Origin of the sequence: Aquitalea sp. LB_tupeE (assembly GCF_013391415.1) — a bacterium.
Taxonomy (GTDB): Bacteria; Pseudomonadota; Gammaproteobacteria; order Burkholderiales; family Chromobacteriaceae; genus Aquitalea.
In genome coordinates this window covers 41,244-53,769 of sequence record NZ_JACAXB010000033.1, presented here as the reverse complement: position 1 = coordinate 53,769, position 12,526 = coordinate 41,244, and the positions used below count along the sequence as shown (strand labels likewise).

Sequence of the window (12,526 nt, the reverse complement as noted above, 5' to 3'; positions counted from 1 at the left end):
TAACAATATCGGAAATCATTCCATGGACCGCTCCATTCAACGCTTGCTGCTTGCGGGCGGCCTCATCGTTTCGCTAGCCATGGGTATTCGCCACGGCTTCGGCTTTTTCATGCCCCCCATGACTAGTGCCTTTGGCTGGACACGCGAAAGCTTCGCTTTTGCACTGGGCATGCAGAACCTGATCTGGGGCCTGGCTCAACCGTTTGCCGGGGCTCTGGCCGACCGGCACGGGCCGGGCAAGGTACTGCTGGGTGGTGGCCTGCTGTATGCCTTGGGCCTGCTGCTGATGACCGTGTCGGCCACACCTGTACTGTTTTCGCTGTCCGCCGGCGTCTTGCTGGGGCTGGCCTTGTCAGGCACCACCTATAGCGTCATTTTTGGTGTATTGGGTCGTACCGTGCCCGCTGCCTATCGCTCACGCGCCATGGGTTTGACTGCTGCTGCCGGCTCTTTCGGCCAGTTTGCCATGGTGCCGATTGAGCGGTCGCTGATTGATGGCATGGGCTGGCTGCCCTCCTTGCTGGTACTGGGTGTCTGTGCGCTGCTGATGCTGCCACTGGGACGTGCACTAACCCGTCAGGCAGGCTCGATGCCGCAAGCCGGCACGACACAGGCTCATCCGCACCTGCTGCAAGGCATGCTGCATACCTTTGCCCGTGCCTGGACCGAAAAAGGTTTCCGCCTGCTGATGGCCGGCTATTTTGTCTGTGGTTTCCAGGTGGTGTTTATCGGGGTGCATCTGCCAGCCTATCTGCGTGATCATGGCATGGGTGGCAATATCGCCAGCCTGGCGCTGGCCCTGATCGGCCTGTTCAATATTTTCGGGACCTTCATCTTTGGCGAAGCAGGCAGCCGTTTTGCCAAGCCACCCCTGCTGGCTGGCATTTATCTGGCGCGCAGCATCGCTATCGGCCTGTTCCTGATTTTGCCGCTGACAGTGCCATCCGTTCTGATATTCGCCTCGGTGATGGGCTTTTTGTGGCTATCAACCGTGCCGCTGACCAATGGCGTGATTGCCAGCCAGTTTGGCGTACAGCATCTTGGCATGCTGTCAGGTGCGGTGTTTTTCTCGCATCAGGTGGGCAGCTTTCTTGGTGTGTGGCTGGGAGGCAAGCTGTACGATCTGAACGGCAATTACAACATCGTATGGGGCATTGCCATTGTGCTGGGTGTGCTGGCCGCGCTGGCCAATCTGCCAATTCGCGAGCAGCCATCCGCCGCCTTTGCCGACAAGGCCGCTGCATGAAATCCGCTTGGTATGTCGTGCTATGCCTGTTGCTGGTGATCCTGCTGTTGATGTATCAGCAACCGCGCTTTGTCATGGCATTTTCCGACTTGATAACTGCCTGTTTTTGAAACGTCAGGAGCTTGTATGCTGAGTACCGAATTATTTGCCCGTTTGCACGCCATCTGGGAAGAGGGCGAGCATCACGATGCCGTCACTACCGAACGCGCATTGAAAAACCTGTTCATCACGCCAGATACCGGGCGCTTCCTCTATCAGCTATTGCGACATGCCAATCCGCAGCATGTTTTGGAGATCGGCACATCCAACGGTTATTCCACCTTGTGGCTGGCACTGGCCTTGCGTGACGGGGATGGTCGCATCTCCAGTCTGGATGTCCTGCCTGCCAAGCAGCAGCAAGCCGCGCAGCATTTGCAGGATTTTGCCTTGCAACACAAGGTGGATCTGCATTGCATGGACGCAGCCGTCTATTTGCACCAAGCTGCTGCGGGCAGCGTGGATGTGGTGTTTCTGGATGCAGATCGCAGCCGATATGTGGATTATTGGCCTGATCTGTGCAGGATTCTGCGCCATGGCGGCCTGATCGTGGTGGATAATGTCCTGTCGCATCCGGACGAATGTGCTGATTTCATTCGACTGGTGCTTGCGACGGAAGGCTATCTCGCGGAAACTTACCAGATTGGAAAAGGCCAGTTTGTCATAGTGAAAGATTGATTACGTGTCAGAAGAACTGCTGAAGCAACATCGCGATGCCATCGACGCCATCGATACCCAGATCCTCCATCTGCTGAACAGCCGTGCCAGTCACGCTCGTGAAATCGGTGAAATCAAGGGTGGTGGCATCATTTACCGTCCGGAACGGGAAGCCCAGGTACTGCGCCGTATCCAGCAGCTCAATCCAGGCCCCTTGCCGAATGAAAGCGTGGCCCGACTGTTCCGCGAGGTCATGTCAGAATGCCTGGCATTGGAAAAGCCGCTTTCCATTGCCTACCTGGGGCCGGAAGGCACCTTCACCCAGCTGGCTGCCATCAAGCATTTTGGTCACGCAGCACGTACCGTGGCCTGCGCATCGGTGGATGAAGCTTTCCGTCTGGTGGAATCCCGCACGCTGGATTATGTGGTGGCCCCGGTAGAAAACAGCACCGAAGGCGCAGTTGGCCGCACGCTGGACTTGATGGTCAGCAGCCCGTTGCGCATTTGTGGTGAAGTGGTGCTGCGCATTCATCATCATCTGCTACGCAAACAGGATGGCATGAATGGCATTACCCGGGTGTATGCCCATGCCCAGGCACTGGCGCAATGCCATGAATGGCTGAACAAGAATCTGCCCGCACAGGTTGAGCGGGTGTCGGTGGCCAGCAATGCCGAAGCGGCGCGGCTGGCAGGTGAAGATGCCAATGCCGCTGCCATTGCCGGTCAGGCCGCTGCCGAACGCTATGGTCTGGTCAAACTGGCTGAAAACATCGAAGACGAACCCAATAACACTACGCGCTTCCTGGTGCTGGGTAATCAGCAAGTCGGCATGACGGGTCTGGACAAGACTTCCATCGTGGTGGCAGCACCCAATCGTCCGGGTGCGGTGCATCAACTGCTGGCACCGGTGGCAGACAACGGCGTGTCGATGACCAAGTTCGAATCGCGTCCTTCTCGTGCCGGTTTGTGGGACTACGTTTTCTTCATCGACATGGAAGGGCATCATGACGATGCCAATGTCGCAACAGCCCTGGCTGGCCTGTCAGAGCGCACGTCCTTTGTCAAAGTGCTCGGTTCCTATCCGCAAGCGGTGCTGTAATAACAATCGTGATCAGTGCAGCCGGGCCGGAGCAATCCGCCCGGCTGTACTCTTTTTGGAGAATGTGAATGAAGTCCTTGTGTTTGTTTTGTGGATCCAACAAAGGTGCGCGTCCTGAATACCAAGCCGCTGCGGCCGCATTTGGCCGCACGCTGGCCGAAGAGGGTATTACTCTGGTGTATGGTGCCGGCAAGGTGGGCTTGATGGGCGTGGCTGCTGATGCTGCACTGGCCGCCGGTGGCAAGGTTATTGGCGTGATTCCCGAATTTCTCAAGGCCAAGGAAGTTGCCCATTTGGGCCTGACAGAGCTGCATGTCACGCAAACCATGCATCAGCGCAAGGCCCTGATGGCCGAGCTGGCAGATGGTTTTGTTGCCTTGCCTGGTGGCTTTGGCACCTTTGACGAGCTGTTTGAAATCCTGACCTGGGCCCAGCTGTCGGTACACGACAAGCCAGTAGGCCTGCTGGATATTGCCGGTTTCTTCCAGCCGTTGCTGGCGCTCAGTCGCCATGCCGTAACGGAAGGCTTCGTGCCACAGGGCAATATGGATTTATTCAGCCATTCAGCTGATATAAAGCAATTGCTGCAAGCCATGCGTGCTTATCAGCCAAAACAGACAGCCAAATGGCTTGATCTGGCAAAGACTTGACCCCATCTGGCATGACATCGTCCCAGGGGGTTGAACATGAATGATGACTGTGCAGTAAGGCGCAAAACCTTGTTCTGGCGTTTGCGTCGCCTGCTGACCGGCCCCTTGGTGCTGCTGGCAGCCTTGTTGATTGCCTTCGAAGAATTCGCTTGGGACGAACTGTCTGATTTACTGGCCCGCCTGGGGCGCTGGCCGGTGTTGCGCCGCTTGGAATCTGCCGTGGCACGTGCTGCGCCAGCCGTGGCGCTCAGTCTGTTTTTGCTACCAGTGTTGGGTTTGCTTCCGGTCAAGCTGGCGGCAGTATTGCTGATCAGCCGTGGTCATGCCGTGTTGGGTTTGCTGGTTATCCTGCTGGCCAAGCTGCTGGGTACTGCGGTGGCGGCGCGTTTGTTTACACTGACGCGTAATCAGCTGATGCGGGTGCAATGGTTTGCCCGAGCCTATCAGCTGTTCATACAGTTCAAGAGCTATGTGCATGATCGCCTTGCTGCATCTCCGGCCTGGCAGGCTGCCCATCGCCTGCTGGATGCCGTGCGTGCCAGACTGCGGCGTTCCACGGTCTGGTCGCGCATGGGCAGGCGCATGTCACGGCAATGGCAGCATTTACGTAAATAGTCGCCCGTCTGCTAAAATCTGGCCCAATAACAACCAAGCCAATCCCATCGCCAGGAAATAAACATGATTATCGTGATGAACCGTTACGCACAGGATGAGCATATTCAGGCGGTGGTGGACAAAATTCGCGCTGCCGGCCTGAGCGAGCATGTCTCACGCGGGACCGAGCGCACCATTATTGGCGCGGTCGGGGATGAGCGCGTATTCAGTCCGGATGCATTTGCCCTGATGCCGGGCGTGGAACGCGCCATGCGGGTGGTGAAGGAATACCGCATTGTCTCGCGTGAGGTGCATCCTGCCGACAGTGTGGTGCAGGTTCGAGGGCTGTCTATCGGTGGTCCGGCCATTCATGTGATTGCCGGTCCTGCTGCCGTGGAAACACCGGAACAAATGGCATTATCTGCGCAACTGGTGCGTCAGCAGGGCGGCAAACTGCTACGCGGTGGTGCGTTCAAGCCGCGTACCAGCCCCTATGCATTCCAGGGGGTTGGTGTGGAAGGGCTGGATATTCTGCAGCAGGAGGCGCGGCGTCAGGGCTTGCCCATGGTGAGCGAATTGCTGGATGTGCGCCTGCTGGATGCATTTCTCGAGTATGACGTTGATGTCATCGAAATCGGCGCGCGCAATATGCAGAATGTCGGTTTGCTCAAGGAAGTAGGGCGCATCAACAAGCCCGTCATCCTGAAGCGCGGACCGTCCTCCACCTTGAGTGAATGGTTGATGGCTGCCGAATACATCGCAGCCGGTGGCAACCACAACATTATTTTCTGTGAGCGTGGCGTGCGCAGCTTCGAAACGTCATATCGCAATATGCTGGACCTATCTTCCATCGCCGTCATGAAGCGGGAAACCCACCTTCCGGTAATGGTCGACCCCAGTCACGCTGCGGGCAAGGCATGGATGGTGCCCTCCCTGGCCAAGGCGGCGCTGGCAGCGGGGGCGGATGGGCTGATGCTGGACATTCACCCAGACCCGGCCAATGCCTGGTGTGATGGTGAACAGGCGCTCAATCCGGCAGAGTTCGAAACGCTGATGCAGCAGTTGTCGGTGCTGGCCACCGCCCTGGGGCGCAATCTGGCTTGAGCAGCAGGTATCTTCAAGGAAAAAACCGGCTTTTGCCGGTTTTTTTATATTTGCTGATTCAGGTCCAGCCCAGGAGGAGCGGAGCCAGCCAACCACCGAGGAAGCTACAAAAAAACGGTGACAGCAGCACGCATGCCAATAGTATGTTCCAGCGGAGCACGCCTTGTTTGTTACGTAGCAGCAAAAACAGGAACAGGCGGTAGAGCAAGTAGCTGATAACCACCATCATGGGGGGGAGCATCACATAGGCTGCCAGTGGTCGCCAGTCCAGCATGGGTGAGGTCAGCAGACAGCCAAGAGTCAGCGTCAGTTGAGAGACCAGCAAGGCCGAGATGCGAGGTGTATCTGCGGGGAATGCCAGGCCGTGGCGGCTCAAACTGGCGCTGGCCGGTAACCAGATGGCTGCTGAAACGGCTAGCCACGCATAGCTGTAGACAAATGGCAGCCAGACTGGGCGCAGCGGGGTGTAGGGCTCGCTCAGGCGGAAAAAAGCAGCCAGCACGAAATACGCGGCGATGAAACTGGCAATGGCGACTGGGCTGCGTTCTGCAATCTGACGCCAGAGAATGTGCAGGAAATATGCCAGCAGCAGCAGGATCAGCAGCCAGCCTCCAAGAGTTGCCGTCATGCTTGTCCCAGTACGCGTAGCAGGGCGGCGGAAATGATTTCTCCCATCTGCGCCAGATAGTGAGTATGCATATCGAAGGTAAAGCGTTGTGCATCGTCACTGGCCAGCACCAGCAGGCCGAAACGTGCGCCACTGACATCAGTCAGCGGGATCTGGCTGAAGGATTGCAGCACCGGCGTGGACGGAAACCAACTCAGCACTTCGTCATTGACATACGGACCGCAATAGGGCGCAGACAGGTTGCGAGCCAATGCCTGGACTTCGTGCCGCGCATTGTAAAGCGGAGATGACTCTGCCGCCGGGTGCCACAGGCGCAAGGCCATGCGGTCCAGTGCGAAGTCCTGCTTGAAGCAGCTGGCAAGGCCATCCACCACCTGCTGCAAATTCAGGCAGCGCTGTAGCACCAGGGATAAGCGGTGAGCGCTATGGATGATCTGGTCATTGGCTTCGCCATGGAGAATGAGTTGATGCAGGTGCGCTTCCAGCTGGCGGTTGCGGTCCTTGAGTTCCAGCATCTGCCGGTCAGCCAGCGATACCACCACCCGGTCTTGCGTGGCAGGGCTGCGCAGGCCGAAGCGGTCGGCATGGTGTTGCAGGAAGTCCGGGTGCTTGTCCAGAAAGGCCAGAACCTCATCGCTTTGCATCAACATTCTCCTTGTAGTAAGCCAATACGCACCGCTTAATCAGACTTCGATTTCACCCTGGAATACCGTCATGGCCGGGCCGGTCATGCGCACGGGCTGGCCTTCGCCATGCCATTCAATCTGCAGATCGCCACCGCGGGTATGTACCAGCACCTTGGCATCCAGCAAGCCGCGACGGATGCCTGACACTACGGCTGCGCAAGCTCCGGTGCCACAGGCAAGGGTTTCGCCCGCTCCGCGTTCGAACACGCGGAGGCGGATTTCATGGCGCGAAACAATCTGCATGAAACCTGCATTCACTTTTTCGGGGAAGCGGTGGTGGGTTTCGATCAGCGCACCCAGCTCCTTCACTGGCGCGGTATCGACACTATCGACCACCTGTACCGCGTGCGGGTTCCCCATGGAGACGACGCTGATGTCGCAGCTGTAGCCGCCGGTATCCAGCGGGTAGGTGATGGCTTCTCCTTCGGCCACAAACGGGATGTCCAGCGGACGGAAGCGCGGTACGCCCATATCAACCACTGCCTGGTTCTGGCCCAGGTATTCCGGAATGATGACGCCTTTGGCGGTTTCAACCCGGATGGCTTTTTTGTTGGTCAGCTTCTGGTCGCAGACAAACTTGGCAAAACAGCGTGCACCATTGCCGCACTGCTCCACTTCACTGCCGTCATTATTGAAAATGCGGTAGCGGAAATCGTTGTTTTCTTCCTGGGGGGATTCCACCAGCAGCAGCTGGTCAAAACCAATGCCGAAGTGGCGGTTGCCAAGCTGGCGGATTCTGTCGGTATCGAGGGAGACGGTTTGTCTGACACCGTCAATTACCATGAAGTCATTGCCCAGGCCATGCATCTTGCTGAATTTGAGTCGCATCGGAAAAGTCCGGTCTCAGGGTTGGCCAAATACCGTCCATCATAACCGATATGCCATGCCTGTCCAGCGCTGGAGCCATTCGATTGACACCTTACTAACCAGTAAGTAAAGTTTGCTGATGAAAACTGCCACCGATGCCAAAACCGATACCAGCAAACGCATTCTCGATATCGCCGAGGAGCTGTTGTTGACGCGTGGCTATAACGCTTTCAGCTACCAGCACATCAGTTCGGCGCTGGGCGTGCGCAATGCTGCCATTCACTATCACTACCCGAAGAAAACCGACCTTGGCGTGGCGCTGATCCAGCGTTACCGTCGCCGCTTTCAGCGTTTTGTCGAAGCGCAGCTGGCCCTGACTCCCGCCCAGCAGCTGGAGCAGTACTACACCCTGACCGATGCCTATTTCGAGCGTGACCAGCAAATCTGTCCCAGCGGCATCCTGACCACCGAATACCAGACCCTGCCGCAAGAAATGCAGCAGGAAGCCAATGCCTTTGTCGATGAAATGCGCGACTGGGCAGTCAGTATTGCCGCACGCGGACGCGCTGATGGCAGCATGGTTTATGCCGGTACGCCGGAAGCCATGGGTTTGCTGATGCTGGCAGCCTTGCAGGGCGGCTTGCAACTGGCGCGCACTGATCAGGCAGTGATTGAGGTGCTTAAGATCCAGATCCGGGCCTTGCTAGGCCTGGATGTTCCACTTCCATGACATAAAACAGAGGGCTAACAGCATGGATTATCAGAAAAACAGCATGAGTCGCATCGCCGACAAAGTGGGCCGACTGCCAGTCGGCCTGCGCAGTACGGTACTTTCCTTGTTATTTGGTCGTTTTGTGCCGTTCCTGGCCACATCCGGCATTCGCTTTGAGCAGGCAGGGCATACCAGCCTGACCGTTTCCATCCGCAATCAGCGCAAGGTGCAAAACCACATCAAGGGCGTGCATGCTGCCGCCATGGCGCTGTTGGCCGAAACAGCGAGCGGCTTTGTCGTGGGCATGAATGTGCCGGATGACAAGCTGATGCTGCTCAAGTCGATGAAGGTCAATTACGTCAAGCGCGCGCAGGGTGACATGCGTGCGGTGGCCACGCTGACGGATGAGCAGATTCGCACCATGTACACCACTGACAAGGGGGATGTGCTGGTGGATGTCACAGTGACGGACGAATCAGGCGAATCACCGGTGGTCTGTGAAATGGTGTGGGCCTGGGTGCCCAAAAAGCGCCCCCAATAAGGAGCACTGGCATGCAATGGCAGACTTTTGATGTTGAGTTGCAGGGCAAGGTGGCTTTGGTACGATTTAATCGGGCGGACAAGGCCAATGCATTGAACCAGACCATGTGGCAGGAGCTGCAGTCGGTCATGGAGTGGGCCGATGCCGAAGCTGCGGTACGCGCGGTGGTGCTGGCCGGGCAGGGCAGGCATTTCTGTTCTGGCATAGACCTGTCCATGCTGTTGGGCATTCAGGGTGCCATTGCCGACGAGTGCGAAGGTCGTCAGCGCGAGAAGCTGCGACGGCTGATTCTGCAATTGCAGGACAATGTGTCCAGCCTGGAGCGCTGCCGCAAGCCGGTGGTGGCCGCCATTCATGGTGCCTGCCTTGGTGGCGGGCTGGATATTGCCCTGGCGGCGGATTTTCGCTTTGCCGCAGCAGATGCCGTGTTTGGCGTGCGCGAGGTGGATATCGGCATGGTGGCGGATGTCGGTACGCTGCAGCGTTTGCCTGCAGTGGTTGGGCAAGGGATTGCCAGGGAAATGGCATTGACTGGCCGGGATGTCTCGGCAGATGAGGCATTGCGTTTTGGTCTGGTAAACCGGGTATTGCCCGATGCTGATGGTGTGCTGGCAGCTGCACTGGAAACAGCTGTACTGATCGCCAGCAAGTCACCGCTGGCAGTGCGCGGCAGCAAGGAGATGCTGAATTACGCGCGCGATCACAGCGTTGCGGACAGTCTCAACCACGTGGCCACCTGGAATGCAGCCATGCTGCTGTCTGAAGACATCCAGAAAGCGGGAATGGCAACCATGACACGACAGGCCGCAGTCTTCCGCGACTGAACGGAGTCCATCATGCAAAAACGGCAGCTTGTGGCTGCCGTTTTTGTTTGGGCTCAAGTGCGCTTATTGTGCTGCGCTGGCTGCCGCTGCGGCAGGCTTGGCCACCGATTCCCACTTGCCGTTTTTCAGCTGGTACAGGGAGACGGTACCGTTGACGATATTGCCCTTGGGGTCAAAGGCGATGTCGCCGGTAACGCCTTGCAGCTTGGTCTTGGCAATCTCCGGCAGGTACTTGGTCGGATCGGCCGAGCCTGCACGTTTCATAGCTTCGATCATCACCCGGGTAGCATCGTAGGTATAGGGCGCGTAGGCCTGGATGTCGGCATTGAAGCGCTTCTTGAACTTGTCGTTGAACGCAGCAAAGCCGGGCATGCTTTCCTTGGGTGCGCCAGCGCTGGAGGCATAGCTGCCTTCTGCATCCTTGCCACCCAGTTTGGCAAATTCAGCAGTATTTACACCGTCAGCGCCCATGTAGTCGGCAGTGATGCCTAGCTTGCGCATCTGCTTGACCATCGGGCCGGCTTGCGCGTCCATGCCGCCGTAGAACACCAGATCCGGCTTCTCACCTTTGATGGAGGTGAGGATGGACATGAAGTCGGTGGCGCTGTTGGTGGTGAATTCGCGCTTGATCACCTTGCCGCCGGCTGCCTCAACCGACTTGGCAAAGTCATCCGCCAGGCCTTGGCCGTAGGTGGTGCGGTCGTCAATGATGGCAATACGGCTACGCTTCAGGTCGCCCACGGCAAATTTGGCCAGCGCCTGTCCCTGCTGCTGGTCATTAGCGATGATGCGGAAGGTGTTCTTGAAGCCTTGCTCGGTGAACTTGGGGCTGGTTACCGAACCGGCAATCATCGGAATGCCTGCGTCCGAATAGATTTTGGACGCCGGAATGGCGGCACCGGAGGTTAGGTGGCCGATTACACCGGCAACCTTGTTGTCCACAAAGCGCTGCGCTACCTGGGTGGCTGTTTTCGGGTCGGCCTGGTCATCTTCGGAAACCACTTCAAACTTGACCGGCTTACCGTCGAGTTTCAGGTTTTCAGCAGTTGCTTCTTCTGCGGCCAGCTTGACGCCATTGTCGGCATCACGGCCCCAGTGCGCAAACGGGCCGGTCAGCGGATTGGCAGAGCCAATCTTTACGACGACAGCATCGCTTGCGCCAGCGGCGGCGGATGCGTTTTGTTGCGGGGCGGCAGCGTCTTGCTTGTTACAGGCAGTCAGTGCCAATACGGCGGCGGCGATAAGGGTAATACGTGGGAGATACATGGAAATGCCCTGGTCTAATTAGAATTTGATAAGGGTCATTCGCCACGAAAGCTTTTGGCATTTCATGTCAGCACACCCCGGGGGTGTTGGGGTCTGTTGATGGCGTTGAATGGATACAATCGACGCCACTGACCCGCACATTTTTGTTGTTCTGCAGCATTTCGTCAACCTTTCCGGCTGATCCACATCAGATCGTCGTCGGTTATTCAATGCCGTAGAAGCGGCAGAAACAAAAAAAGCGCAGCCTGGGCTGCGCTTTTTCGAGGGTAAGGCGAGGATTACTGGGCTGCGCTGGCTGCTGCCGGAGCGCTACCACCAACGGTGGAAACCACTTCCCACTTGCCGTTCTTGACCTGATACACGGTAACGGCACCATTCTTGATGTCGCCCTTGTCGTCGAAGGCAATCTTGCCAGTAACGCCGGTGTAGTCAGTCTTGCCGACTTCAGGCAGGTATACCTTCGGATCAGTGGACTTGGCACGCTTCATGGCATCAACCAGTACACGTACGGCATCGTATTCATACGGTGCGTAGATTTGTACTTCGGTGTTGAACTTGGCCTTGAACTTGTCGTTGAAGGCAGCGAAGCCCGGCATCTTGTCACGCGGAACGCCGCAGCTGGAGGAGTACTGGCCTTCAGAAGCGGTACCAGCCAGCTTGATGAATTCCGGTGTCTGCCAGCCATCACCACCCATCAGCTTGGCCTTGATGCCCAGACGGTCCATCTGCTTGGCCAGCGGGCCGGCTTGCGCGTCCATGCCGCCGTAGAAGATGACGTCCGGCTTGGTTGCCTTGATGGAGGTCAGAATGGCGTTGAAGTCGGTTGCCGTGTTGGTAGTGAACTCACGTTTAACCACTTCCAGACCCTTGGCCTTGACGGCTTTTTCAAACTCGTCAGCCAGACCTTGGCCATAAGCGGTACGGTCGTCAATAATGGCAACCTTCTTGGCTTTCAGGCCGTCAGCAGCAAATTGACCCAGCGCAGTACCTTGCTGTACGTCGTTGGCAATCACGCGGAAGGTGGTCTTGAAACCTTGCTTGGTGTAGTCCGGGTTGGTAGCGGACGGGGAGATCTGCGGCAGGCCGGCGTCGGAGTAGATCTTGGAAGCCGGGATGGTGGTACCGGAGTTCAAGTGACCTACCACGCCAACCACACCGGCATCTACCAGGCGCTGGGCAACCTGGGTACCGATTTTCGGATCGCCCTGGTCATCCTCGGAAACCAGTTCGAATTTGACTTTCTTGCCACCAATCTCAACGCCTTCGGCGTTCAGGTCTTCAATGGCCAGCTTGGCGCCAAATTCATTGTCTTTGCCCAGATGCGAAATCGGGCCGGACATGGGGGATACTTGACCGATCTTGACGGTGACATCACCACCAGCAGCGGCAGCGGCCGGAGCGGAAGCTGCGCCAGCAGCCGGTTGCTCTTGTTTGCCACAAGCAGCCAGGGTCATGGCAGCGGCAGCGATGAGGCTCAGACGAGCATACTTATTCATATTTTATTTCCCCTGATCTTATCTATGTAGACTTGGCGATCTCTGCGGGTAGTCTGATTAAAATTCAGACTTTACCCCTTACTGATTCAGGTCATTCTTATGGAATGGCCACCAGCTGCGCTGATTATGGGGAGCAGTTTGCGCGGGTGTCAACGGGGTTTATTCATTGGCTGACAAATT

The 12,526-nt window shown here is 57.2% G+C and carries 14 protein-coding genes; 9 read left to right on the top strand and 5 right to left on the bottom strand.

What is annotated here, in order from left to right; genetic code table 11:
- Positions 1–22: 22 nt before the first annotated feature.
- The 6 genes from HWX34_RS16910 to aroF all read left to right on the top strand — a co-directional run bounded on the left by HWX34_RS16910 (position 23) and on the right by aroF (position 5,386).
- Entirely contained in the window at positions 23–1,246 is a 1,224-nt protein-coding gene (locus HWX34_RS16910; RefSeq protein ID WP_178973351.1) for an MFS transporter, read from the top strand.
- Positions 1,247–1,372: 126 nt separating this feature from the next.
- Positions 1,373–1,960 carry an O-methyltransferase gene (locus HWX34_RS16905; protein WP_178973350.1) on the top strand — a complete coding sequence of 196 codons (588 nt, stop codon included), beginning with the start codon at positions 1,373–1,375 and terminating at the stop codon, positions 1,958–1,960.
- A 4-nt stretch (positions 1,961–1,964) separates the two neighbouring features.
- Positions 1,965–3,038: a prephenate dehydratase gene (gene pheA / locus HWX34_RS16900; RefSeq protein WP_178973349.1), complete on the top strand. Its 1,074-nt coding sequence runs from the start codon at positions 1,965–1,967 to the stop codon at positions 3,036–3,038.
- A 68-nt stretch (positions 3,039–3,106) separates the two neighbouring features.
- A complete protein-coding gene (locus HWX34_RS16895; protein ID WP_178973348.1) occupies positions 3,107–3,688 on the top strand; it encodes a TIGR00730 family Rossman fold protein in 582 nt (193 codons plus the stop codon).
- A 36-nt stretch (positions 3,689–3,724) separates the two neighbouring features.
- Positions 3,725–4,303: a hypothetical protein gene (locus tag HWX34_RS16890; RefSeq protein WP_178973347.1), complete on the top strand. Its 579-nt coding sequence runs from the start codon at positions 3,725–3,727 to the stop codon at positions 4,301–4,303.
- A gap of 63 nt (positions 4,304–4,366) precedes the next feature.
- Positions 4,367–5,386: a 3-deoxy-7-phosphoheptulonate synthase gene (gene aroF, locus HWX34_RS16885; protein ID WP_178973346.1), complete on the top strand. Its 1,020-nt coding sequence runs from the start codon at positions 4,367–4,369 to the stop codon at positions 5,384–5,386.
- A 58-nt stretch (positions 5,387–5,444) separates the two neighbouring features.
- On the opposite strand, the gene HWX34_RS16880 is transcribed toward aroF, so the two are convergent.
- Genes HWX34_RS16880 through dapF form a run of 3 tightly spaced genes read right to left on the bottom strand, consistent with a single transcriptional unit; the run spans position 5,445 to position 7,528 of the window.
- Complete coding sequence (locus HWX34_RS16880) at positions 5,445–6,014, bottom strand: hypothetical protein (RefSeq protein ID WP_178973345.1); 570 nt, start codon at positions 6,012–6,014, stop codon at positions 5,445–5,447.
- Complete coding sequence (locus HWX34_RS16875; protein WP_178973344.1) at positions 6,011–6,658, bottom strand: DUF484 family protein; 648 nt, start codon at positions 6,656–6,658, stop codon at positions 6,011–6,013. The genes HWX34_RS16880 and HWX34_RS16875 overlap by 4 nt, the downstream gene beginning before the upstream one ends.
- 39 nt (positions 6,659–6,697) lie before the next feature.
- Entirely contained in the window at positions 6,698–7,528 is an 831-nt protein-coding gene (gene dapF / locus HWX34_RS16870) for a diaminopimelate epimerase (RefSeq protein ID WP_178973343.1), read from the bottom strand.
- 118 nt (positions 7,529–7,646) lie between these two features.
- Between dapF and HWX34_RS16865 the strand changes: the two genes are divergently transcribed.
- From HWX34_RS16865 to HWX34_RS16855, 3 genes are read left to right on the top strand one after another with little or no spacing between them, the layout of a single operon-like run.
- Positions 7,647–8,237 carry a TetR/AcrR family transcriptional regulator gene (locus HWX34_RS16865; RefSeq protein ID WP_178973342.1) on the top strand — a complete coding sequence of 197 codons (591 nt, stop codon included), beginning with the start codon at positions 7,647–7,649 and terminating at the stop codon, positions 8,235–8,237.
- Between the two features lie 43 nt (positions 8,238–8,280).
- Positions 8,281–8,760, top strand: coding sequence for a DUF4442 domain-containing protein (locus HWX34_RS16860; RefSeq protein ID WP_255497314.1), 480 nt, complete (start codon positions 8,281–8,283; stop codon positions 8,758–8,760).
- Positions 8,761–8,771: 11 nt separating this feature from the next.
- Positions 8,772–9,584: a crotonase/enoyl-CoA hydratase family protein gene (locus HWX34_RS16855; protein ID WP_178973340.1), complete on the top strand. Its 813-nt coding sequence runs from the start codon at positions 8,772–8,774 to the stop codon at positions 9,582–9,584.
- Between the two features lie 63 nt (positions 9,585–9,647).
- On the opposite strand, the gene HWX34_RS16850 is transcribed toward HWX34_RS16855, so the two are convergent.
- Together HWX34_RS16850 and HWX34_RS16845 are read right to left on the bottom strand one after the other, a co-directional pair.
- Positions 9,648–10,850, bottom strand: coding sequence for a branched-chain amino acid ABC transporter substrate-binding protein (locus tag HWX34_RS16850; RefSeq protein ID WP_178973339.1), 1,203 nt, complete (start codon positions 10,848–10,850; stop codon positions 9,648–9,650).
- Between the two features lie 278 nt (positions 10,851–11,128).
- A complete protein-coding gene (locus tag HWX34_RS16845; protein WP_178973338.1) occupies positions 11,129–12,346 on the bottom strand; it encodes a branched-chain amino acid ABC transporter substrate-binding protein in 1,218 nt (405 codons plus the stop codon).
- Between the last annotated feature and the right edge of the window lie 180 nt (positions 12,347–12,526).

Bases quoted from the DNA above. Each gene is read 5' to 3' on its own strand.
- HWX34_RS16910 (WP_178973351.1), top strand. From the start codon at position 23: ATGGACCGCTCCATTCAACGCTTGCTGCTTGCGGGCGGCCTCATCGTT.
- HWX34_RS16905 (WP_178973350.1), top strand. From the start codon at position 1,373: ATGCTGAGTACCGAATTATTTGCCCGTTTGCACGCCATCTGGGAAGAG.
- HWX34_RS16895 (WP_178973348.1), top strand. From the start codon at position 3,107: ATGAAGTCCTTGTGTTTGTTTTGTGGATCCAACAAAGGTGCGCGTCCT.
- HWX34_RS16890 (WP_178973347.1), top strand. From the start codon at position 3,725: ATGAATGATGACTGTGCAGTAAGGCGCAAAACCTTGTTCTGGCGTTTG.
- aroF (WP_178973346.1), top strand. From the start codon at position 4,367: ATGATTATCGTGATGAACCGTTACGCACAGGATGAGCATATTCAGGCG.
- HWX34_RS16880 (WP_178973345.1), bottom strand. From the start codon at position 6,014: ATGACGGCAACTCTTGGAGGCTGGCTGCTGATCCTGCTGCTGCTGGCA.
- HWX34_RS16875 (WP_178973344.1), bottom strand. From the start codon at position 6,658: ATGCAAAGCGATGAGGTTCTGGCCTTTCTGGACAAGCACCCGGACTTC.
- dapF (WP_178973343.1), bottom strand. From the start codon at position 7,528: ATGCGACTCAAATTCAGCAAGATGCATGGCCTGGGCAATGACTTCATG.
- HWX34_RS16865 (WP_178973342.1), top strand. From the start codon at position 7,647: ATGAAAACTGCCACCGATGCCAAAACCGATACCAGCAAACGCATTCTC.
- HWX34_RS16860 (WP_255497314.1), top strand. From the start codon at position 8,281: ATGAGTCGCATCGCCGACAAAGTGGGCCGACTGCCAGTCGGCCTGCGC.
- HWX34_RS16855 (WP_178973340.1), top strand. From the start codon at position 8,772: ATGCAATGGCAGACTTTTGATGTTGAGTTGCAGGGCAAGGTGGCTTTG.
- HWX34_RS16850 (WP_178973339.1), bottom strand. From the start codon at position 10,850: ATGTATCTCCCACGTATTACCCTTATCGCCGCCGCCGTATTGGCACTG.
- HWX34_RS16845 (WP_178973338.1), bottom strand. From the start codon at position 12,346: ATGAATAAGTATGCTCGTCTGAGCCTCATCGCTGCCGCTGCCATGACC.